General features: G+C 66.2%; 22 protein-coding genes, 1 other RNA gene and 2 pseudogenes. 15 read left to right on the top strand and 10 right to left on the bottom strand.

Annotated features, from left to right (window positions below):
- Window positions 1–6 precede the first annotated feature (6 nt).
- The 5 genes from ACGFK1_RS15890 (at window position 7) to ACGFK1_RS15910 (ending at window position 5,434) form a co-directional block, all read left to right on the top strand.
- Entirely contained in the window at window positions 7–411 is a 405-nt protein-coding gene (locus ACGFK1_RS15890) for a hypothetical protein (RefSeq protein WP_393430655.1), read from the top strand.
- A 117-nt stretch (window positions 412–528) separates the two neighbouring features.
- Window positions 529–1,281, top strand: coding sequence for a DUF1989 domain-containing protein (locus tag ACGFK1_RS15895; protein ID WP_393430658.1), 753 nt, complete (start codon window positions 529–531; stop codon window positions 1,279–1,281).
- Window positions 1,278–1,910: an urea amidolyase associated protein UAAP2 gene (locus tag ACGFK1_RS15900; protein WP_393430661.1), complete on the top strand. Its 633-nt coding sequence runs from the start codon at window positions 1,278–1,280 to the stop codon at window positions 1,908–1,910. Before ACGFK1_RS15895 ends, ACGFK1_RS15900 begins: the two co-directional genes overlap by 4 nt.
- Complete coding sequence (locus tag ACGFK1_RS15905) at window positions 1,907–3,901, top strand: 5-oxoprolinase/urea amidolyase family protein (RefSeq protein WP_393430664.1); 1,995 nt, start codon at window positions 1,907–1,909, stop codon at window positions 3,899–3,901. Before ACGFK1_RS15900 ends, ACGFK1_RS15905 begins: the two co-directional genes overlap by 4 nt.
- A gap of 36 nt (window positions 3,902–3,937) precedes the next feature.
- Window positions 3,938–5,434, top strand: a complete 1,497-nt coding sequence (locus tag ACGFK1_RS15910) for a CHAD domain-containing protein (RefSeq protein ID WP_393430667.1) — start codon at window positions 3,938–3,940, stop codon at window positions 5,432–5,434.
- Here ACGFK1_RS15910 and rnpB read toward each other — a convergent pair.
- Window positions 5,428–5,817, bottom strand: an RNA gene (rnpB, locus tag ACGFK1_RS15915) — RNase P RNA component class A. The two genes, ACGFK1_RS15910 and rnpB, sit on opposite strands and share 7 nt — an antisense overlap.
- 19 nt (window positions 5,818–5,836) lie before the next feature.
- On the opposite strand from rnpB, the gene ACGFK1_RS15920 reads away from it, so the two are divergent.
- Genes ACGFK1_RS15920 through ACGFK1_RS15930 form a run of 3 tightly spaced genes read left to right on the top strand, consistent with a single transcriptional unit; the run spans window position 5,837 to window position 7,253 of the window.
- The gene (locus ACGFK1_RS15920) at window positions 5,837–6,289 is read left to right on the top strand and encodes a helix-turn-helix transcriptional regulator (protein WP_393430669.1); all 453 of its coding nucleotides are present in this window, start codon (window positions 5,837–5,839) and stop codon (window positions 6,287–6,289) included.
- A 10-nt stretch (window positions 6,290–6,299) separates the two neighbouring features.
- Window positions 6,300–6,737 (top strand): VOC family protein, encoded by a 438-nt coding sequence (locus ACGFK1_RS15925; RefSeq protein ID WP_393430672.1) that lies wholly within the window; start codon window positions 6,300–6,302, stop codon window positions 6,735–6,737.
- Entirely contained in the window at window positions 6,738–7,253 is a 516-nt protein-coding gene (locus ACGFK1_RS15930) for a methyltransferase family protein (protein ID WP_393430675.1), read from the top strand.
- On the opposite strand, the pseudogene ACGFK1_RS15935 reads toward ACGFK1_RS15930, so the two are convergent.
- Window positions 7,232–8,618: pseudogene (locus tag ACGFK1_RS15935) on the bottom strand (HNH endonuclease signature motif containing protein). The gene ACGFK1_RS15930 and the pseudogene ACGFK1_RS15935 overlap by 22 nt on opposite strands.
- Before the next feature lie 325 nt (window positions 8,619–8,943).
- Here ACGFK1_RS15935 and ACGFK1_RS15940 point away from each other — a divergent pair.
- A complete protein-coding gene (locus tag ACGFK1_RS15940; RefSeq protein ID WP_393430678.1) occupies window positions 8,944–9,456 on the top strand; it encodes a methylated-DNA--[protein]-cysteine S-methyltransferase in 513 nt (170 codons plus the stop codon).
- Window positions 9,456–10,172: a 2OG-Fe(II) oxygenase gene (locus ACGFK1_RS15945; RefSeq protein WP_393430681.1), complete on the top strand. Its 717-nt coding sequence runs from the start codon at window positions 9,456–9,458 to the stop codon at window positions 10,170–10,172. Before ACGFK1_RS15940 ends, ACGFK1_RS15945 begins: the two co-directional genes overlap by 1 nt.
- A 17-nt stretch (window positions 10,173–10,189) precedes the next feature.
- On the opposite strand, the gene ACGFK1_RS15950 is transcribed toward ACGFK1_RS15945, so the two are convergent.
- On the bottom strand, window positions 10,190–10,804 hold the full coding sequence (locus tag ACGFK1_RS15950) for a class I SAM-dependent methyltransferase (RefSeq protein WP_393430684.1): 615 nt from the start codon (window positions 10,802–10,804) through the stop codon (window positions 10,190–10,192).
- Complete coding sequence (locus ACGFK1_RS15955; protein WP_393430687.1) at window positions 10,791–11,750, bottom strand: NAD(P)/FAD-dependent oxidoreductase; 960 nt, start codon at window positions 11,748–11,750, stop codon at window positions 10,791–10,793. Before ACGFK1_RS15955 ends, ACGFK1_RS15950 begins: the two co-directional genes overlap by 14 nt.
- A 47-nt stretch (window positions 11,751–11,797) precedes the next feature.
- Here ACGFK1_RS15955 and ACGFK1_RS15960 point away from each other — a divergent pair, with 47 nt between their 5' ends.
- A complete protein-coding gene (locus ACGFK1_RS15960) occupies window positions 11,798–12,376 on the top strand; it encodes a helix-turn-helix domain-containing protein (protein ID WP_393430690.1) in 579 nt (192 codons plus the stop codon).
- On the opposite strand, the gene ACGFK1_RS15965 is transcribed toward ACGFK1_RS15960, so the two are convergent.
- From ACGFK1_RS15965 to cobC, 4 genes are read right to left on the bottom strand one after another with little or no spacing between them, the layout of a single operon-like run.
- Complete coding sequence (locus ACGFK1_RS15965) at window positions 12,377–13,465, bottom strand: bifunctional RNase H/acid phosphatase (RefSeq protein ID WP_393430692.1); 1,089 nt, start codon at window positions 13,463–13,465, stop codon at window positions 12,377–12,379.
- Window positions 13,462–14,199: a zinc ribbon domain-containing protein gene (locus tag ACGFK1_RS15970; protein ID WP_393430695.1), complete on the bottom strand. Its 738-nt coding sequence runs from the start codon at window positions 14,197–14,199 to the stop codon at window positions 13,462–13,464. The genes ACGFK1_RS15965 and ACGFK1_RS15970 overlap by 4 nt, the downstream gene beginning before the upstream one ends.
- Entirely contained in the window at window positions 14,196–15,323 is a 1,128-nt protein-coding gene (locus ACGFK1_RS15975) for a Nif3-like dinuclear metal center hexameric protein (RefSeq protein WP_393430698.1), read from the bottom strand. Before ACGFK1_RS15975 ends, ACGFK1_RS15970 begins: the two co-directional genes overlap by 4 nt.
- Window positions 15,320–16,291 carry an Rv2231c family pyridoxal phosphate-dependent protein CobC gene (gene cobC, locus ACGFK1_RS15980; protein WP_393431246.1) on the bottom strand — a complete coding sequence of 324 codons (972 nt, stop codon included), beginning with the start codon at window positions 16,289–16,291 and terminating at the stop codon, window positions 15,320–15,322. The genes ACGFK1_RS15975 and cobC overlap by 4 nt, the downstream gene beginning before the upstream one ends.
- An 84-nt stretch (window positions 16,292–16,375) precedes the next feature.
- On the opposite strand from cobC, the gene ACGFK1_RS15985 reads away from it, so the two are divergent.
- The 3 genes from ACGFK1_RS15985 to ACGFK1_RS15995 are packed head-to-tail and all read left to right on the top strand — an operon-like array spanning window position 16,376 to window position 18,364.
- Window positions 16,376–17,053, top strand: a complete 678-nt coding sequence (locus ACGFK1_RS15985) for an HAD-IA family hydrolase (RefSeq protein ID WP_393430701.1) — start codon at window positions 16,376–16,378, stop codon at window positions 17,051–17,053.
- A complete protein-coding gene (locus ACGFK1_RS15990) occupies window positions 17,046–17,540 on the top strand; it encodes a low molecular weight protein-tyrosine-phosphatase (RefSeq protein ID WP_393430704.1) in 495 nt (164 codons plus the stop codon). The genes ACGFK1_RS15985 and ACGFK1_RS15990 overlap by 8 nt, the downstream gene beginning before the upstream one ends.
- Complete coding sequence (locus ACGFK1_RS15995; protein WP_393430707.1) at window positions 17,540–18,364, top strand: SURF1 family protein; 825 nt, start codon at window positions 17,540–17,542, stop codon at window positions 18,362–18,364. Before ACGFK1_RS15990 ends, ACGFK1_RS15995 begins: the two co-directional genes overlap by 1 nt.
- Here ACGFK1_RS15995 and ACGFK1_RS16000 read toward each other — a convergent pair.
- The gene (locus ACGFK1_RS16000; RefSeq protein ID WP_393430710.1) at window positions 18,318–19,286 is read right to left on the bottom strand and encodes a cobalamin biosynthesis protein; all 969 of its coding nucleotides are present in this window, start codon (window positions 19,284–19,286) and stop codon (window positions 18,318–18,320) included. The genes ACGFK1_RS15995 and ACGFK1_RS16000 overlap by 47 nt on opposite strands.
- 35 nt (window positions 19,287–19,321) lie before the next feature.
- Here ACGFK1_RS16000 and ACGFK1_RS16005 point away from each other — a divergent pair.
- Window positions 19,322–20,109, top strand: a pseudogene (locus ACGFK1_RS16005) (oxygenase MpaB family protein).
- Between the two features lie 26 nt (window positions 20,110–20,135).
- On the opposite strand, the gene ACGFK1_RS16010 reads toward ACGFK1_RS16005, so the two are convergent.
- Entirely contained in the window at window positions 20,136–21,626 is a 1,491-nt protein-coding gene (locus tag ACGFK1_RS16010) for a cellulase family glycosylhydrolase (RefSeq protein ID WP_393430713.1), read from the bottom strand.
- Between the last annotated feature and the right edge of the window lie 228 nt (window positions 21,627–21,854).

The following is a 21,854-nucleotide window of genomic DNA, read 5'->3' on the forward strand; positions in this document are numbered from 1 at the left end:
CACGACGTGACCGAGGATTACGGCACAGCCAGATGGGTGGCCCGAGAAGACGTCCATGCCCGCCAGGTACTGCACACCGCCAAGCTCGTGGTCATGTTCTCGCTCCCGGTCGCGGCCGGATTCGTCGTGGGCGCAATGCAGAACAACGACAAGGGAGGCTGGTCTGAGACCGCGGCGATTTTGATGCTCATCGCCGCCCTGTTCACCATGCGCGTCATCTTGACGCGCATGGCAGACCTCAAGCTCGAAGACGTCACGGACAAATCGCCTGAGGTCGTCCAGGAGGCATTCAAGGAACAGGCCCAGGCCGACAAGAAGGTCGCCCGCTCAGCCCACAGGTGGATGGTGTGCCAGGTACTGCTGTCTCTGGCATCCAGTTTCGCCGCGGCGATGGCCTTGCTGCTCGGGTAGGCCAGTACCTGTCACTTGATCGAAATACGGTCAACGCACTCGTAACAACCGCGATACGCGGGCGGAACGGCTCCGCTGAAAACTTTCAACTGACAGTTATTCGGACAGGAGCCGACCTTGAGTACCGACTCGACTACCGGAGCGCGCGACCACGCCCGGTCCCAGGTGCGCACCGCCAGCATGCGGATACCCGCCACCCCGCCCGACGTCGACCCGTCCCGCCTGCTGTGGGCCGAGGCCATACCCGCAGGCTCGTATGCCGCCAGAGCGCTCGGTCGCGGGACCCGACTCCGGCTGATCGATTTCGACGGCGGCGCGTGTGCTCACCTGTTGCTGTTCCGCTCCGATGCATCGTGGGAGCGACTCAACGTCGCCGACACGATCAAGGTGCCGTGGCAGGCGTACCTGGGTGTGGGCCATCCGCTACTGTCCGATCAGGGCCGGGTGTTGGCGACCGTCGTCGCCGACACCTCCGGCCACCACGACACGTTGTGCGGGATCACCGACGCGGGTCGGGCGAAGATGCTGCTGGCCGCCGCCAAGCACGGTCTCGACATCCGCGACGTCGGACCGTCGGTGTCGCTGTTCAAGGGTGTTCGCGTCGAGGACGACGGTGCGCTCGCTTTCACCGGTTCGGCCGGCCAGGGCGCCGCAGTCGATCTGCTCATTCACATGCCCGTGGTGGTCGCGCTGGTCAACACCGCTCACCCGCTTGATCCCGATCCGGCACTCACCGACTTCGACGTGCTGGCCTGGCGTGCGGGCGAACAACTCGCCACCCCCGCCAACCACGATCCTGAATATTTACGCGCCTTGTTCAACACCGAAAGTACTTGGGCTGGAACGCACACCAGTGAGGCGGAGCAATGACCACCACAGAACGTGTCGTCGTCGCCGACAACGTCGTTGATGCGTGCGCGCCATGGTCGGCGATCGTGCGCACCGGCCAGACACTGCAAATCATCGATCTGCACGGCAATCAGGCGGTCGACACCCTGCTGTGGGGCGTCTCCGGCGATCAGGTCGATCGCTGGCTTCGCTACAGCGCGCAGGCCACCGTCGCCGCGCAACGCAACATCTTCTTGAGCACAGGCTCTGTGCTGCGAGCCGCCGACGGCACTGCGCTGATGACGATCGTCGCCGACGACGTCGGCAACCACGACACCCTCGCAGGGGCATGTTCCAAGGAGTCCAACACGCTGCGCTACGGCCACCACACCGTGCACCAACACGCGTGTGCGGAAAACTTTTTGGCCGAAGGCGCGAAGTGGAATCTCGGCAAACGCGACATCGTGTCGAACATCAACTTCTTCATGAATGTGCCCGTCGAGTCCGACGGCACCCTTGGCATCGTGGACGGACTGTCCGCGCCGGGTAAGTCGCTGTCGTTGCGCGCCGAATGCGACACGTTGGTGTTGGTGTCGAACTGTCCGCAGATCAACAATCCGTGCAACGGGTTCAACCCGACGCCGGTGCGCATGGTGATCTCGGCGCCATGATCGCTATCGAGGTGGTGCGGCCGGGAATGCTGACCACAGTCCAGGACTGGCCCGGCCGTATTGGATATTGGCATGTCGGCGTTCCACCTTCGGGACCGATGGACGACCTGTCATTCCGGATCGGCAACCGGGTGCTTGGCAATCCTCAAGGTGCGGCGGGGCTCGAGTGCACCAGAAGCGGTCCGGCCCTGCGCTTCCCCGAGGGTGGACGGGTGTGCGTCACAGGGGCACCGGTGACGGTGACGCTGAACGGAGCGGCCGTAGCGCAGTGGCAGTCGGTCACGGTGCCAGCCAGTGGAGTGCTCGACATCGCAACCTTGACCGGTCCGGGCATGCGCTGCTACATCCTGGTCGCCGGCGGCCTGCAAGAGCCTGATTTCCTCGGCAGCACAGCGACGTTCACACTGGGCACGTTCGGCGGCCACCGCGGCAGGCCGCTCCGCGAAGGCGATGTGCTCACGGCGGGCGCCGATCCGGGGGCAGTCGATGTGCGCCCGTCGCGAGCAGCCATCGACGAGCAGCCCAGCATCGGTCACCGCTGGGAGGTCGCGGTGACCGAAGGCCCGCACGCCGCACCGGAGTTCTTCACCCGCGCCGATATCGACACGCTTTTCAACACCGACTACTCGGTGCACTACAACTCCGACCGCACCGGTGTCCGACTTCAGGGCCCGAAACCGCAGTGGGCGCGCAGTGACGGCGGCGAGGCCGGATTGCATCCGTCGAATATTCACGACAACGCCTATTGCGTCGGCAGTTTGGATTTCACCGGTGACACGCCGATCCTGCTCGGACCCGACGGGCCGAGCCTCGGTGGGTTTGTCTGTCCCGTCACCGTGGTCCGCGGTGACCGATGGAAGTTGGGTCAGATGGCGCCCGGCGACGCGGTGCGGTTCGTCGCGGTGCGCGCGGACCGTGCGCCGTCGCTGCAGACCATCGACGCCGACAGGCGGGCGTCATTTCCGCTGGTGATCTCGACGTCCGGCGATGCCGACGGCGGCATGCTCGACCGCTACTCCGCATCGGACGGCACCGACGTGACGGTGCGCCGCGCCGGTGACGGCGGAGTGCTGATCGAGTACGGACCGATGATGCTCGACCTCGCCATGCGGGCCAGGGTGCATGTGCTCTACGAGCACCTCCTCGGCCAGGCCGTTTCCGGTATCACGGAACTGGTCCCTGGCGTGCGTTCGCTGCAGGTGCAATTCGATCCGGCGGTGCTCTCGATAGCCGAAATCGCTGATCTGCTGCGCGGTTTCGACGCCGATCTGCCGCCATCCGATCAGCTCATCGTGCCAAGCCGCACTGTGCGGTTGCCGCTGTCGTGGGACGACCCGGCCACCCACGAAGCCACCCAGCGCTACATGCACGGCGTGCGGGCGGATGCGCCGTGGTGCCCGTGGAACATCGAATTCATCAGGCGCATCAATGGTCTCGACGATGTCGCGCAGGTACACGACATCGTCTACAACGCCGAGTATCTGGTCCTCGGCCTCGGCGACGTGTACCTCGGGGCGCCGGTGGCCACTCCTCTTGACCCACGACACCGGCTGGTCACCACGAAGTACAACCCCGCGCGCACCTGGACGCCGGAGAACGCCGTTGGTATCGGGGGCGCGTACCTGTGCATCTACGGCATGGAGGGTCCTGGCGGTTATCAGTTCGTCGGGCGCACCACGCAGGTGTGGAATCACCGCCACCCCGGGACGGCCCGGTGCTTCGAGCCCGGGACACCGTGGCTACTCCGCTATTTCGACCGCATCAGCTTCTATCCCGTGAGCGCCGACCAGTTGGTCCATCTGCGCGCCGAGATGGCCGCCGGGCGGGGCGACGTCACCATCGACGACGGCAAGTTCTCCCTCTCCGACTACCGAGGATTTCTTGCTGACAACGACGACAGCATCGGCGCGTTCCGTCGGCAGCAGTCAGCCGCGTTCGCCGCGGAACGACGGGCATGGGATCTGGCAGGAGAGTTTCGCCGGGCGTCCTGAAGCTCACGCGTTCCGTATGGCACGCTGTGATGCACCATGGCGAAATCGGATGACCAGGCGAACTCGAGGTATCTGGAGGTCGAGCGCAAGTTCGAGGTGTTCGAGTCCACCGTGAGCCCGTCGTTCGAGGGGCTGTCGTCGATCGCGCGTGTGGAACGTCACCCGGCGCAGCAACTCGATGCCGTCTACTTTGACACGCCCGCCCACGATCTGGCGGCCCACCGCATCACGTTGCGCCGCCGCACCGGTGGCTCAGATGCCGGCTGGCATCTGAAACTGCCTGCAGGACCGGATGCCAGGACCGAGGTCAGAACGCCGCTCGGCGACCACGACGACGACACCGTGCCGACCGATTTGTTGGATGTGGTCTTGGCCATCGTGCGCGACCGCCCGGTGCGGCCCGTCGCGCGCATCTCGACCACCCGTACGGTCGAGGTGCTCTACGGAGCGGACGGTCGCCCGGTGGCGGAGTTCTGCGACGATGACGTCGTCGCGCGCGCCGAGGACGACGAGGATTCCGAGCAGCGGTGGCGCGAGTGGGAGCTGGAACTGGTCGAAGCCACCGATCGCGGTCTGTTGGACCGCCTGGCGAATCGCTTGATTGATGCGGGCGCGGTGTCGGCCGGACATGGTTCGAAGCTGGCGCGGGTGCTCGACGGCGAAGAATCCGAAGCCGATGTGGCCGAGCCATCGTCCGACCCGGTACACCGGGCGGTGGCGGAGCAGGTCGAGCAACTGTTGGTGTGGGATCGCGCGGTGCGGGCCGACGTTTACGACTCCGTGCACCAGATGCGCGTGACCACGCGAAAGATCCGCAGCCTGCTACAGGCGTCCGAAGATGCGTTCGGTATTTCCGACGACGCTTGGGTGCTGGACGAATTGCGGCAATTGGCAGCGATTTTGGGAGTTGCCCGCGACGCCGAGGTGCTGGCCGAGCGATACGAGAAGGCGCTCGACGAATTGCCCGACGAGCTGGTGCGCGGACCCGTGAGGGAGCGGTTGGTCGACGGCGCCAAGAAGCAGTACAAGTCCGGCCTGCGGCGATCGCTGATCGCGATGCGGTCGCAGCGCTACTTCCGGCTGCTCGACGCGCTGGAGGGTCTGGTGGCCGCGGAACCGCCGCCGGTTGCGCCCGACGGTGAGCGGGCGGAGTTGACGATCTCTTCGGCCTACCGCCGCGTGCGCAAGGCGGCGAAGCACGCCGCCGCGTCGGCCGATGAGGACCGCGACGAGGCACTGCACCGGATTCGCAAGGGCGCCAAGCGGCTTCGCTACACCGCGGCGGCCACTGGCGAAGACAAGGTGTCCGCCCGCGCCAAAACCATCCAGACGCTGCTCGGCGACCATCAAGACAGTGTGGTCAGCCGCGCACATCTCAGCCGTCAGGCCGAAGCCGCCAACGCCGCGGGCGAGGACACTTTCACCTACGGGCTGCTCTATCAGATGGAGGGCGACCTAGCGCAGCGGTCCCGCGCACAACTGGACGACGCGTTGCGCAAGCTCGACCGGTCGGTGCGTCGAGCGGGCGGATGAGTTGGCCTGTAAGCCGGATTCTGTCCCTCGTCGCCGCGTGTTAAACGGCGGCGAGGCGGCGACCATCCATCTGGACACACCGTTGCCGGGTGCCTCGAGCGGCCTACCCGCAGGCTCGGGCGAGCAGCCCTCGGACGCCTGCGCGACCGCACTGGGTGCGGCCTTCTTGGCCTTGCTTCGGGTGGGGTTTGCCTAGCCACTCCGGTCACCCGGAATGCTGGTGCGCTCTTACCGCACCGTTTCACCCTTACCACCGAAGGTGGCGGTCTGTTTTCTGTGGCACTTTCCCGCGAGTCACCTCGGATTGCCGTTAGCAATCACCCTGCTCTGTGAAGTCCGGACTTTCCTCGAACCGTCAGGTCCGCGGCCGCCCAGCCAACTCATCCGCAGCATAATGATCGCATGACGCAGGTTCCGCCTGCCCGTTACCTGCAGCGGGCGAAGGATCTTGTGGACGCCCGCTACGCCGAGGCCATCACCGTCGACGACCTCGCCGCCGCGGCCGGCCTGTCACGGGCGCACTTCAGCAGGATGTTCACCAGGACCTTCGGGGAGTCGCCGCGCTCGTATCTACAGTCTCGGCGCCTTGAACGGGCGGCGGCACTGCTGCGCTACACCGACCGCTCGGTGGCCGACATCTGCGTGATGGTGGGACTGCAGAGCGTCGGATCCTTCACCACGAGCTTCGCCCGGGTATACGGCATGCCGCCTGCGGCGTACCGGGCCAGCATGCCGCCGGCCGCGATTTACGCCCGCGTGCCGAGTTGCATTCTCGCGCGCGATACCCGCCGTCCCGCCGACAGCCGCGTCAAGACAGCACACGGGGAGAAGACGGGACGCATGCCGCGACCGTAGCGTTTCGGCCATGATGAAAATCGCAAGCGCTCACCTATGGGTTCACGATCAGGATGAAGCACTCAAATTCTGGACCGAACTGGTCGGGATGGAAGTGCGCCAAGACGTTTCACTACCCGACATGGATGACACTTTCCGCTGGCTGACCGTCGGCCCTCCCGGTCAGGATGACGTGTCAATCGTTTTGATGGCGGTGCCCGGCCAGCCGGTGATGGACGCATCCACCCGCGAGCAGGTTCTCGACCTGACGGCAAAGGGATTCGCCGGCACGGTGTTCCTCACCACCGACGACATCCAAAGCGACTACGACGAAATGACTTCCCGCGGCGTACAGTTCACCGAGCCACCGCATCAGATGCCATACGGGATCGACTCAGGGTTTCGTGACCCGTCGGGAAACAGTGTGCGACTGACCCAACTGGCGCCGCCTCCGGCCAATACTGTGTGAATGCGCACGTCCACCGCAGCGGTCGGCTCGGCGGCCTTCTTCGTGGTCGCGCCCGGCACCTTTGTCGGGCTGGGCCCCTGGCTGATCACCCGATGGGAGATCCCGCAGACGAGTCCGCCGTTGCGTGTGGTGCTTGGCGTCGCGCTGATCGTGCTTGGTCTCATCCCGCCGATCCACGCGTTCAGCCAGTTCGCCATGGCCGGCGGCACGCCGATGCCCGCCGCACCACCCGACCGGCTTGTGCTGACCGGGTTCAACCGGTTCGTGCGCAACCCGATGTACGTCGGCCTGCTGACAGCGATCCTCGGCCAGGCACTGCTTTTCGACAGCGCGTGGCTCGTGCTCTACGTCGTCATCGGCTGGATCGTGACGGCCTCATTCGTCCACTGGTACGAAGAACCAACCCTCGCTAGGTCGTTCGGCGAACAATACGAGGACTATCGCCGTAATGTGCCTGCCTGGGTGCCACGCGTTACGCCGTGGCGGCCAGCGCCTCAGAACGGTGGTGGCTCGTAGTTTTGGGCGAGCCAGGCTTGGCGTTGGCGTTCTTCTTCGGCGATGAGTTCGCGGCGTTGACGGCGTTCGGCGGTGATGCGGTCGCGGCGGTTTTGTTCACGGGTGTGTTTGCGCCGCGGCATCATCACCTCCCGATACGGCGGATGCTCTGCTGTGAGCGTTGACGCCGCGAGCGCCTCGGTGGGTTGGGCCAGGGTGGGAAACAGCGCCGCCCCGTGGGCTTCACTGACGTAGGTATGTCCGCTGGGGCCGGTCAAGACGATTGTCCCGTCCGGTAATTGCCTCTCTGCCCAGCCCGGGTGGAACGTCTTGATCAAATGATGAATCTTGCAGTAGTGCTTCAGATCCGAGGCGTGGGTCAGCCCACCCGGATAGGGCACCGTATGGTCCAACTCGCACGACGCCACCGGTTTGTCGCAACCAGGCCAGCGACACGTCAGATCCCGCCACCGAGTGAACTCCCGGGTCATCGCCGAGGGCCGATACCCCGGATCAGGCATGGTCGACGGCATCGTCACCGGCTTGAGTTGCGCGGTGCCCGCCAGGTTGCGCACCGATTCGGCGGGCAGGATCCCGAACCCGGGCAGATACCCTGGCGCATCACCGCTGCCGTCGATGGTGGACTGGTCGGCCACCACGTGTATCACCACCGCTGCCGCTGCGGCCGCGTGGTCACGTTCGGCTGCGGCCGGGCAATCCACACGTCCACACTGGCAGGCCAGGGTGGCTTCCGAGCGGCCGACCGCTCCAGCGGCATCGGAGCGGCGCTGGGCATGGGTACGCGGATCGTGGGCACACCGTGGCGGCCACCGCGTCCAGCCGGGCATTCAAGGCGGCGCCATCCTCGGCGCGCACCACGCCGTCGATCGCGGCCACACCCGGGCTGACCGCGGAGATCTCCACATACCGGTTGTCATCAACCGCTGGTGGCACCCGCACCCCGGCCGGATCGAATTTCGTCACCCACAGATCGACCCGGTCACGCAGCTTCTCGCGCGAGAGCTTCATCCACTTCACGCAGTGCCGGGCGATCGCCTCATCCAACTCCGGCATCACGGCCTCATCGACATTCTGGGTGCGCGCCACAACCGTGGACACCAGCCGGTAATCGATCACCCCGGAGATGAACACCCGCGCCACCCGCGGCAGCCGATGCCACAGATCGCAGGCCAACTGCACCTGCGCCACCGCTCGGGCATGGCTGATGTGCTGCACCGCGGCGATCTCAGCGGCCACCCCATCACAATGGTCAGCCACCCACCACTCACACTGTGACGACGCCTCCTCACGCCGGACATAAAGTTCGGCCACCGCGGCCAGCCGCTGCGCGATCGCAGTCGACTCATCACGAGTGGCCTCACCCATCACGTCGATGAGCTCCCCATTCCCAATGTCTTCGAACACATGTTCGATAATGCCACGGCCCACCGACGTGAGCAGAAGTTATCCACAGCGGAATGCGCGCGAACCGGTGATTCGTTGCCTCATCGAATGCGCGCGTACGCCCGGTGGATGGGGTTGACGTTGGCAGAGCCGAGGGCAATCACCGAGGTGGCTGCGGCCCGCTCCGACACCGATCAACAAGCGCGCACGTTTACGTGAGGCAACGAATCCGCCCAAGCGCGCATCTTGCCGTGAGGCAACAGGCCGACAAATCTCACGGTCGAGCTCCGACCAGCGTCTTCTGGGTATGAACACCCGACACGCGGTAATCGAAAGCCCGCTCGGCGAACTGACCCTGATCGCCGAGGACGACGCCTTGACCGGTTTGTACTTCCCGCACCACTGGTACCGACCGAACGGCGACAGGATGGGGCCGAGGGTCGATGCCGGCTCCGACGAACTACTCGCCGCGGCCCAGACCCAACTAGTCGACTACCTCGCAGGCCGCCGGCACGGTTTCACGCTTGCGACCCGGTTGCACGGCGATGAAATCCAGCAGCGCATCTGGCACTTGCTGAGCACCATTCCGTACGGCGAGACCATCTCCTACGGGGAACTTGCCGCCGTGGTGGGCGATGGCACGACCGCACGCGAGGTCGGGCAAGTGGTCGGTCGCAACCCGCTGAGCATCGTGGTCCCTTGCCATCGGGTGGTCGGCAAGAACGGCAACCTGACCGGATACGCGGGCGGGCTGAAGAGAAAGCAACTTCTGTTGGAATTGGAGGAACCGAGCGAGGTGAAGGCGGCGAGGCTGTTCTGATGACTCCGACAAGATGGCAGCAGCGGGTCGACTCCGCCGACTGGGATGCAATCACTGCCGAGCTCAACGACTCCGCGGGTGCGCTGCTCCCACGGCTGCTCAGCAAGGCAGAGGCCGAGAAGGTCCGACGGCTGTACCCCGACGACCATCTCTTCCGCGCCACGATCGACATGCGCAGGTACCGATTCGGCGAGGGCGAATACCGATATTTTCAGCAGCCCTATCCGGAACCCGTCCAGGCGCTCAAGGAGGCGCTCTATCCACGCCTACTGCCGATCGCGCGCGATTGGTGGACCAAACTGGGCCGCACCGCGCCGTGGCCCGACTCGCTCGACGACTGGCTGGCCATGTGCCACGCGGCCGGCCAGCGCAAGTCGACCGCGATCCTACTCAGGTACGGTGCGGGCGACTGGAATGCGCTGCATCGAGATCTCTACGGCGACTTGGTTTTTCCGCTGCAAGTGGTGATCAACCTGAGCGAACCGGGTGTCGACCACACCGGCGGTGAATTCCTGCTTGTCGAACAGCGCCCGCGGGCTCAGTCCCGCGGCACCGCGACGTTGCTGCCGTTCGGCCACGGATTCGTCTTCACCACCCGCGAGCGACCGGTCCGATCAGCCCGCGGTTGGTCGGCATCGCCTGTGCGACATGGCGTTTCGGCCGTCCGATCGGGCGAGCGGTTCACCCTCGGGCTCGTCTTCCACGATGCCGCATGAGACCTGCGTGAGCGCGCTCAGCCTCGCCGCAGCACGATCACGTTGTCAGTCCACGTCATGGTCTGTCCAGCCACCTCACGCTCGACCGCGTCGACACGTACCCGCTGCCAGTCGTCACCCAGTTCCAGTGCGTCGATGACCTCCTCGGCGCTGGGGAAATCATGGTGATGGTGATCGAGCTTCGACGCCCACGGCGGCGGCCCCGCATGGTCGACGATCACCAACAGCCCTCCGGATCGCACCGCTGTCGCTGCACGCTTGAGCACCTTCGGCCGGTCAAACGGGAGCATCGAATGCAGGAACTGCGCGGAGATCAGATCAAACTCACCGTCGGGAAAGCTCTCCGACAGGTCATGCTGCTCGAAGCGGATCCGATCGCTCATCCCGCGATCCTCGGCGCCCGCGGCAGCACGCTGCAACGCGGTGTCCGAGATGTCCACCGCGACGACGGTCCAACCGCGCTCCGCTAGCCACCATGCATCGGCGCCCTCGCCGCAACCGAGATCCAGCGCGTGACCGGGCTGCAACGGCGAAGCGATCTCGGCCAGACGGACGTTGACCCGACCGCTCCAACGCCTGTCGCTTTCGGCGTAGTGCTGCTCCCAGTGCTCCTTGGCATCAGGCGTTGACATGCTCGCTCCAATCCGGGACGGGCAGCCCGCAATCGTCTGCCAGCAGGCTTTGCACCACCGACATTCCCGCCAAGGATCCGGCAGCGATCGCCGAGGCGACCGAGGGCGGTAACTGTGTGCTGAGATCACCCGCCGCGAAAACCCCTGGCGCGGAGGTGCGGCACAGGCCGTCCACCTTCACGGGTGTCTCGCCAAACGGCGTCGCCTCTCCGGGTTCGGCTCCCAATTGCTCAGCCAGCCGGGAGCGCTGATGCAGCGTGGTGGCGGCAAGCAGCCCACGACATTCCAGCCGACCGCCGTCGGTGAACTGCACGGCTTCGAGTTGCCCTTGCCGTCCGGTGAGTTGGGCCACCGACCGCTCGTCCATTTTGACCCCTGCGGACCTCAGCCGGGCCCGGTCGTCGTCACTGAGATCCGCCTCGCCGTCCGTCAACAGAATCAGATCGTCGGTCCAGCCGCGCAGCAACAGCGCAGAATGGATCGCCTTCTCGCCACGGGCCAGCACCGCAAGAGGCTGATCACGCAACTCCCATCCATCGCAAAACGGGCAGTGAAACACCGACTTGCCCCAAAACTCCTGCAGCCCCTCCGTTACCGGCGGCCGGTACTCCATGCCGGTGGCCAGCACCACCCGGTGCGCCTGCTCACGGGATCCGTCGGACAGCTTCAGCTCGAAGAGGTCGCCGACCCGCTCGCCGGAGACCACCTCGCCGGTCCGCACCTCGACGGTTGGATACTCCGCGAGCTCGCGGCGGCCGATCTCGTACAGTTCTGCCGGCGAGCGGCCATCGTGCCCCAGGAGACCTCCAACGCCATGAGCGGCCAAATTGCTCTGCCGACCGGCGTCTATCAACAGCGTCCGTCGCCTGGCACGACCGAGCACCAATCCTGCGCTCAGGCCTGCCGCACCGCCGCCGACGACGACGCAATCCCATTTCGAGTTCATGCTTCGAGCTTGCCCAAATCCAAGCGGATCAATCAAACTCGTTTGCCATGGAGGCAAAAAGCCCTTCGGACGACGTGGACCTGCGGGTGCGGCAGCGGCTCAAGCAACTGCGCACGCAGCGCGGACTGACGCTCGAAGACGTGGCCAGCCGATCCAACATCGACGTGTCGACTCTGAGCCGGTTGGAGTCCGGTAAGCGTCGACTCGCGCTCGACCATCTGCCGCGGCTTGCCGCCGCGCTCTCGATCAGCACCGACGAACTCCTGCGCGCGCCGGAGACCGAGGACCCACGGGTCAGGGGCGGCTCGCACACCCATCACGATGTGACGTATTGGCCGCTGACCCGCGCCGGACCTGCAGGCGGTTTGCATGCGTACAAGATCCGCATCAGCGCTCGGCGGCGCACGCCTCCCCCGGAACTGCCGGTGCACGAAGGCCAGGACTGGATATACGTGCTGTCGGGGCGCCTGCGGCTGATCCTCGGCGACAAGGACTTCATCATCAAACCCGGTGAAGCCGTAGAGTTTTCGACGTGGACCCCGCATTGGTTCGGGACAATCGACGGACCTGTCGAGGCGATCACACTGTTCGGGGTGCATGGAGAACGGCTGCACCTGCACAGCTGACTACAGGTAGGCCGTTTGGTTGACCAACCGCACCGAGGCCACGCCGTCCGGATAGAACTCCGCGATGGAAAGCGAGGCAAGGTCGAGGTGTAACCGGTAGAGGATGCCGGGACCCGCGTCCAGCGCCATCCGCAACAGTGTCTTGATCGGCGTCACGTGCGACACCACCAACACGGTTGCGCCGCCGTGCTCGTTGATGATTCGCGCCTGCGCCCGACGCACCCGTTCGGCGACGCTGTCGAAGCTCTCACCGTCGGGAGGGGCGACTCCGGTGTCGCGCAGCCAGCGCCGGTGTTGGTCTGGGTCGCGCTCGGCCGCCTCACCGAACGTCAACCCCTCCCAGCCGCCGAAGTCGGTCTCGATCAGGTCGTGGTCGACCGCGACGTCGAGGCCCAGCGCCTTGGCGACCGTGGCCGCGGTGTCGTACGCCCGTTGCAGCGGCGAGGAAATGACGGCATCAATGCCGCCCTTCTGCGCAAGGAACTGCGCGGCGGCGTCGGCTTGGCGCCGTCCGACCTCGGTCAGCGCGGGGTTGCCCCGGCCGGAATACCGTCGCTCCACTGACAACTCGGTCTGCCCATGGCGCAGAAGCAAAAAGCGCGTCGGCGCGCCGCGGGCCCCAGTCCACCCCGCAGGCGACGTCACAGGCTGCGGTTGCTTCGGTTCTTCTGCGGTCCGCTCGAGTTCGGCCGCCGCATCCATCGCCTCGTTGGCCAGCCGATCGGCGTGGCTGTTCTTGGCACGTGGGATCCAGGTGTAGCTGATCCGGTCGAATCCTCTCGACAGCGCCGTCGCCTGCTGATGCAGCGGTTCGATGTCTGGATGCTTGACCTTCCAGCGGCCCGACATCTGTTCCACCACGAGCTTGGAGTCCATCGAGACGTCGACCTCGGTGGCGCCGAGCCTGGCCGCCTCTTCGAGGCCCGCGATCAGCCCGCGGTATTCAGCGACGTTGTTGGTGGCACGCCCGATCGCCTGCTTGCTCTCGGCGAGCACCGCAGCGCGGTCGGACGTCCACACCACCGATCCATATCCCGCGGGTCCTGGGTTACCGCGTGATCCGCCGTCGGCCTCGACGATGACCCTCACGCGCCAACTCCCTTGACTCGCAGCAGGATCGCCCCGCACTCAGGGCAGCGCAGCACCTCGTCGTCGGCTGCGGCAGAGATGCGCGCCAACTCGCCGCGGTCGATCTCGATACGGCAGGCTCCACAGCGACGGCCCTGCAGCACACCCGCGCCCGCGCCACCGCGTGCACGCTGACGCTCATACAGGCCGACCAGGTCGGGGTCCAGGGCCGCCACCAATTCGTCTCGGCGAGAGAGGGATTGGTGCTTCAGCTGATCGATTTCGGCTCGTGCCGCATCGCACCCCTCCTGGGCTTCGGCGAGTCTTTGTTGCAGCTCGTCGATTTGAGCAAGTTCACCGGCTTGCCGGTTCTGCAGTTCCTCGCGGCGCTCCATCACCTCCAGCAGCGAATCCTCGAGACTGGCTTGGCGTCGCTCGAGTGTTTCGAGCTCATGTTGCAGGTCGGTCAGCTGCTTGGCGTCGACGCTGCCTGCCGTCAGGAGCGCCCGGTCGCGGTCCTCGCGCTGCCGGACGGCGTCGATCTCCGACTCGAATTTGGCCACCTGGCTGTCGAGGTCTTCCAGCGCGATCTGCACGGCGGCGAGGCGATCGTTGGCCTGCCGGTGCGCCGACTGCGCCTCCTCGAGATGCTGCTGGGCGGGCAGATTCTTGGCCCGGTGTGCGATCCGGCTCAGCTCGGCGTCGAGTTCGGCCAGTTCGAGCAACGAACGTTGTTGCACTACTTCTGCTTTCATGTTCCGTTTCTCTCGACGTTCCACGGATCGGTGCGCACTGTCGACACCCGCACCGGCAGTGCGTCGCCGAAATGGCTGCGCAGCAGATCGGCCGCCTGTATGCACCAGGGGTATTCACTGGCCCAATGTGCGACATCCACCAGCGCGACGTCAGACGCTCGCCGGTGCTCGTCGGCAGGATGGTGCCGCAGATCGGCGGTGACGTAGGCCTGCACGCCTGCGCCGGCGACCGTGTCGAGCAGCGAGTCGCCCGCTCCCCCGCACACCGCTACCCGCGACACCGCCGCCTCGGAATCACCGGACGCCCGCACCCCCCACGAGGTGCCGGGTAGCGCGTCGTGGACCCGGGAAACGAACGCGGCCAAGGGTTCCGGCCGAGGCAAGGTGCCAATCCGTCCGAGCCCGACGTCGCCGGGGACGGCGGCGAGCGCAATGATGTCGAATGCAGGCTCCTCGTAGGGATGTGCGGTCCGCAATGCGGCGAGCACATGGGCGCGTAGCCGCGTCGACGCGACCATCTCCACCCTGTCCTCGGTCACCCGCTCGACGCTGCCCACGGTGCCGATCGCGGGCGAGGCACCCTCATTCGGCAGGAACTGTCCCGTGCCCGGCACGCTCCAACTGCAGTGCGAATACTCGCCGATGTGGCCTGCACCCGCGGCGAACATGGCCTCGCGCACCGCGTCGGCGTGCTCCGCGGGCACATAGACCACCCACTTGTCCACGTCCTCCGTTACCGAGATCGGCTCCAGCACCTCTTCGACGGTCAACCCGAGCGCGCCCGCCAGCGCATCGGACACTCCAGGTGCCGCCGAGTCGGCATTGGTGTGGGCAGTGAACAACGCCCGTCCGGTGCGGATCATCTGGTGCAGCAGCGCGCCCTTGGCCGTGCTGGCGGCGACGGTGTCGACACCGCGCAACAGCAGCGGATGGTGTGCAAGCAACAGTCCACTGTCGGGCACCTCGGCGACGACGGCGGCGGTGGCGTCCACCGCGACGGTGACGGTCTCGACAGTCTCGCAGGGGTCCCCGCAGACCAGGCCCACCGAATCCCAGCCCTGCGCCAGCCGCGGCGGGTATGCCTCGTCGAGGACGCCGATGATCTCGGACAGCGCGACGCTCATCGCAACGACTCAGAAATTGCGTCGATAAGGACAGGCCAGTGCGGGCGCACCGCGGCGCGCAGGTATTCACCGTCGAGACCGATGAACGTGTCACATCTGCGCACAGCGATTCCCTTGCCGTCCAGCATCTTTCGCATCAGTTGTGCGTCCGGCACGGTGAACAGCACGAAGGGGGCACTGCCGTCGATGACATCCAGGCCGATGCTACTCAGGCCGCCGGCCATCGCGGCGCGCAGTACGGCCAACCGGTGAGCACCGCGCCGCGCCTCGGCCACCGCCTCGGGTGCGTTGCAGGCGGCGATCGCCTCGAGCTGCAGCGTGCCCATCGGCCAGTGCGGCCGCCGCGCGGTCATCTTGTCGAGGACGTCGCGGGGCCCGACCGCGTAGCCGACCCGCAACCCGGCCACCGACCAGGTCTTGGTCAGGCTGCGCAGCACCACCACGTCGGGAAGTGGCTCGCCGGCCAGGGACCCGGGCTCACCTGGAACCGCGTCCATGAACGCCTCGTCCACCACGACGATGCGGCCCGGCCTGCGTAACGACAGGATCTGGTCGCGGGAATGCAGCACGCCGGTCGGGTTCGTCGGATTGCCCACCACCACCAGGTCGGCGGCGTTCGGCACGCGCGCGCCGTCCAAGTCGAACGGCGGGCGCAGCACGACATGCTTGACCGGAACTCCCGCCGCGGTCAGCGCCGCCTCGGGTTCGGTGAACGAGGGTGCGATCAGCGCCGCGAGGCGCGGCCGAAGGTTGGCAAGCAGCGAGAAACCCTCGGCGGCTCCTGCCAGCGGGACGACCTCGTCGGCGACGCGGCCGTGTCTGCCGGCGACGGCGTACACGGCGCGGCGCTCGTCGACGGCCGTTGGGTACCGGCCGAGGTCGGCCAACCGCGCCGACAACCGGTCGACCAGCCACGACGGCGGCTCAGCGGCGCGCACGTTGACTGCGAAGTCCAGCATGCCGGGCATTGCGGCCTGGTCGCCGTGGTAGCGCGCAGCGGCACGAGAATGACTGGCCACAGCACGACATTAGACGTCGGCGACAATGGAGTGGTGACAGAAGCCCTGCGCAGTACCGTCGCGGCCCGTCCGCAGTTGGTGCTCTTCGACCTCGACGGCACTCTGACCGACTCGGCGGAGGGCATCGTGTCCAGCTTCAAACGCGCGCTGGGCGAGGTCGGCGCCCCGGTGCCCGATGGCGATCTGGCCAGCCGCATCGTCGGCCCGCCGATGCATCACACGCTGCGCGAAATGGGGCTCGGCGACGATACGGACGCCGCGATCGCCGCATACCGGGCGGACTACAGCACCCACGGTTGGGCGATGAACAGACTGTTCGACGGAGTCGCCGACCTGCTTGCGGATCTACGCGCGGCCGGGGTGCGGTTGGCGGTGGCCACGTCGAAGGCGGAGCCGACGGCAAGGCGCATCCTGGCGCACTTCGGCCTCGACGGGCACTTCGAGGTCATCGCTGGGGCAAGCGTGGACGGGGGTCGTGCCACCAAGTCCGATGTCGTCGCCCATGCGCTCGCCCAGTTGCACCCGCTGCCCGACCGGGTGCTGATGATCGGCGACCGGTCCCACGATGTGGAGGGAGCGGCCGAACACGGAATCGACACGGTCGTGGTCGGCTGGGGGTACGGCCGTGCCGACTTCGATGATCCCGACGCCCCCAGCGCCTTGGCTCACGTTTCCACCGTCGACGATCTTCGTGAGGTGTTGGGTGTCTGAGCCGCTGCACATCACGTTCATCTGCTCCGGCAACATCTGCCGGTCGCCGATGGCGGAGAAGATGTTCGCCCATCAGATCCACCAGCGCGGCCTGTCCGACGCGGTCAGAGTCACCAGCGCGGGCACCGGCGGTTGGCATGCCGGCGATCCCGCCGACCGGCGCGCGTCACATGTGCTTCGCGAACACGGATATCCGACCGCGCATCGGGCAGTACAGATCGATGACGACCACCTTTCGGCGGATCTGGTCATTGCACTCGGCCGCAACCATGTCCGAATGCTGCAGGAGATGGGCGTGCCCGCCAACAAGATCCGGATGCTGCGGTCGTTCGATCCGCGATCCGGGGCGCACGCCCTCGACGTCGAAGATCCTTACTACGGCACGCACGACGACTTCGAAGACACCTTCGCGGTGATCGAGGCGGCTCTGCCAGGGCTGCACCGCTGGGTGGACGAACAGTTGGCCGGCCGGGGAATGGCAAGCTGATGGTCAGGCGCTGGAGCTTCCTGCTGCGGCCTGCGTGGCTGGCGCTGTTCGTCGTGGTGATCGCGTTCGCCTACCTGTGCTTTACGGTGCTGGCGCCGTGGCAGCTGGGCAAGAACACCAAAACATCGCGGGAGAACAACCAGATCTCGCAGTCGCTGACGGCCGATCCGGTACCACTCAAAACGTATCTCCCGCATCAGGATTCATCGGCGCCGGATGCTCAGTGGCGCCGGGTGACGGCGACAGGACACTACTTGTCCGATCAGCAGGTGCTGGCCCGACTACGCGTCATCGACGGCGATCCCGCGTTCGAGGTGCTCACCCCGTTCGCGGTCGACGGCGGACCGGTGGTTTTGGTCGACCGCGGATATGTGCGGCCCGAGCAGGGCTCGAAGGTGCCGCCGATCGCGCCTGCGCCCACCGGAACCGTGACGATCACCGCGCGGCTGCGTGACTCGGAACCCACGGTGCAGGGTAAGGATCCATTCCGCGAGGACGACGCACAGCAGGTGTATTCGATCAACACAGCGCAGATTTCGGAGCTGGTTCGTACGCCGCTGACCGGGTCGTATGTGCAATTGGTCGACAACCAGCCAGGAGGGCTCGGCGTGATCGCGTTGCCGCAACTCGACGCGGGCCCCTTCCTGTCGTACGGCATCCAATGGATCGCGTTCGGCATCATCGCGCCGATTCTGTTGGGCTACTTCATCTATGCCGAGATCCAGCAGCGCCGACGGGAGAAGGCCGCCGCGTCGGCCACTGACAGCGACGCTCCACTCACCGTCGAGCAGAAGCTCGCCGACCGATACGGCAGGCGACGCTGAGACCTGCCGCCGCCGCGACGGCCTGCACCATCTGCGACAACCGCACCGCCCGCGCCAGGTCCGCGACGTCGGGGGTCCGGCCGTCACCCAACGTCGGTCTGATCTCCAGTGCGTGCGCGTATTGCGTCGGTCCGCCTAATCGCACGCCAAGCGCACCAGCGAACGCGGCCTCCACCACACCCGCGTTGGGGCTGGGGTGGCGGGCCGCGTCGCGGCGCCAGGCCCGCAGCGCCCCGGCGGCAGAACCGCCGACAAACGGAGCGCACAGCGCCACCAGCCCACCGGTCAGGCGGGCCGCGAAAAAGTTCGCTGCGTCATCGAAACGCGCTGCGGCCCAACCGAATCGGATGTACCGGGGCGATTTGTTGCCGATCATCGCGTCGAGCGTGTTCGCGCCGCGGTACACGAGCACCCCGGGTACCCCGCCGATCGCAGCCCAGAGAACGGGCGCCACGTGTGCGTCGGAGGTGTTCTCGGCGATGGATTCCAGCGCCGCCCGCGCCAGCCCGGCTGGATCCAACGCGGCGGGGTCGCGACCGCACAACGAGGGCAGCAGGCGCCTGGCACCTTCGACGTCGCCCCTGTCAAGCAAGCCCGCCATCTGACGCCCGGTGCGGGCCAACGAGGTCCCGCCGAGGGCGACGAACGTGGCCGCCGCAGTGGCCGCCGCTGTCGGCGCTAGGCCACCGCGGCGCGCACCACGCTCGAGCGCGACACCGAACACACCGAGTGCCTCGAGCAGAATTCCGACGTGTATTGCGCCGGCGCGCCGGGAATCGGCGTAGGTGCACTGTTCCAAAGCCGCTGCCGCGTCACCGAACAGCGCGACCGGATGACCGCGACGAGGATCGCCGAACAGCGCGTCGGCGAGGTAGCCGGCGGCGATCCCCGCGACGCGCCCCTGACACGCCCGCACAAACACCCCGGGAGCGTCTCACAAGCGGTCTACTCGTTCTCATGAGGCTGGTCCCACCCCGGCGTCCGACCCGGGTTGCGGACCTGCTCAATCCGGCTGCGGTGCTGCTGCCCGCAGCGAACGTCATCATGCAATTGGCCTCACCCGGTGTCGGGCACGGCGTTCTGGAGAGCCCGGTCGACAGCGGCAACGTCTACAAGCATCGTTGAAGCGGGCACGCACCACCGGTTACTACCTCGCGGCTGCCACCGTGGGCACCGATGCCGACCGTGCGCTGGTGCGCAGGGAGATCGACAAGGTGCACACCCGAATACGGTCGAGCGCCACCAGTCCAGTGCGCTACAACGCTTTCGACCCGCGCCTGCAACTGTGGGTCGCCCTCTACGGGCCACTGACCGAGGACGCGGCCGACGCGGTGTATCAGGACGCCAAGAAGTTGGGCACAATGCTGCAGGTCCGCGAGGACATGTGGCCGGCCGACCGGGCCGCGCTCGACGCGTACTGGAAACGCTCGCTGGCGGATCTGCGCATCGACCCGCCCGTCCGCGAGCATCTATACGGTGTCGCGGCGACAGAATTTCTCCCGACACCGCTTCGCCAGTTGATCGGGCCGCTGAACCTCTTCGCGACGACCGGGTTCCTGCCTCCGGAATTCCGAACGCAGATGCAATTGCGGTGAACACGGGAGCAACAGCGCTTGTTCGACGTGCTGTTGATCGGTCTACGCGTCGCCAACCGCGTCATCCCGCGCGACTTCTGGCTGTTCACCTATCAGCTTTACCTGCGCAACATGCGGGCCCGAGCGCGCCTCGGCAGGCGAGTCATCTGACCCGCCTGCCGAACGCCCTTTGCGAATCACCCAGTCGAGCTTGACGACCCGCCGGTCGAGGACCCGGACGTATCGGAGGTACCGGTGGAGCCCGTCGTGCTGCCCGTCGACGAACTCGACGTACCCGTGGAGTGCGTGGAACTGCTTGTCGAATCTGTCGAGCTTGTCGTGCTTGTCGACGTCGTGCTGCCCGTCGACGTCGAGGTCGTTGTACTCGACCTGGACGTAGGCTCCGCCGTGGCGGTTGCCGTAGGTTCCGCCGTGGCGGTAGCCGTAGGTTCGGTGGCCACCGTAACCGTTGGCGCAGTTGATGTTTCGTTGGTGGCTGTCGGTGCAGTCAGCGTGCTTTGGGGCACCTCGGTCGCGGCCACCGGAGCCACTGTGCTCGGCGACGACTGCGGATGCGTCGCCGTCCACTGCTGGATCACGTCGGCCGCGGGCTTGCGAGTCCAGTCGGTGCGCAGCACGCCAAGGGTGTCCTGATCGTTGGTGCTTCCCGTGGCGCGGTCACGCGTGGTGTAGATGAACGACGGACCGGTGTAATCGACGCTGCTCCAGGTGTTCAGGAAGTTCGAGATGAACTGTGCCTGTTTCGCCTCGCCGCCCTGCGACGTCGGTTGACCGTACTCGGTCGCCCATATCTGCTTGTCCGCGTCGCCGTTGGCCACCATCTCCTGGTGCATCAGGTCCAACTGGTTGATCGGAGAAGCCGGGCCGTAGGGCCTGCCCTGCCCGAACGGCACCTGGTACTGGTAGGGGTGATATGACAGCGCATCGAAATAGCCCTGCGCGCCTGCGTCGTACATGCCCTCGACGTACTTGGCCGGGCTGATCGCGAGGCCCGGGTAGTCGGTCACCCAACCGACTACACCGCCGATGACGGTGGCGTCCGGGTCGGCCTCCTTGATCGCTGGGAAGGCCGCCTGCAGCAATTGCGTGTACTCCGCTGGATCCGGCGACGGATACCAGAAAGTGGTGGCATTGGGCTCGTTCCACACTTCGTAGGCCGACACCTTGCCGGCGTACCGTTCCGCCACTGCGCCAACGAATTCGGCGTACTCCGCCGGATCGGCGGGCGGGCTGGCCGGTGCCGGCTGGCCAGGCTCGGTGGCCCACGCGGGCGTCGAGTTCAGCACCCCGAGAATGCCCATGTTGCGCTCGTACGCGGAGTTGACCAGAGCGTCGACCTTGTTCCAGTAGAAGAAGTCGTTCGCCAATTCGACTCCGTTCCACGGAATCAGAATCCTGACGTTCTGCACACCCATGGCCTGCATCTCGTCGAGAGTCCGATCGATGTCCGCCTGCGACATGCCGATGATGTCGGAGTCGGCGAACCCGACCGTCGTATTGGACGTGTTGATCGCCGCCATCGTGGCGTATGGCAACACCACCGGACCGGAACCTCCGGCCATCAACAGACTCGCGGCCCCTGCGGACAACACCGCCGAGGCCGTCACCGCAATACCGATCTTGATAGCGGGCCGCCGCAGCTGACCCTCTCGCTTCCTTTGCCGCACCAGTATCCCCATTTCGTGATTCACCCTTTACCCGGTCCCCGCACCAGGCTCATCGATACAACAGTTCGATTCCCAGCAACCGACTGTTCTAATCCCCATTGCAAAATCTTTTTGCCGCGTACCAGCAGCTATGGCCATTTCGGGACGGATTCAGTGGACTGCGTCAGCGTCGATTAGCAACCTCGGCAAAGATGCGGGCCTTTAGTTGACGAAACTATTCAGCGCGTA

Origin of the sequence: Mycobacterium sp. NPDC048908 (assembly GCF_043197955.1) — a bacterium.
In the GTDB taxonomy this organism is placed as follows: domain Bacteria; phylum Actinomycetota; class Actinomycetes; order Mycobacteriales; family Mycobacteriaceae; genus Mycobacterium.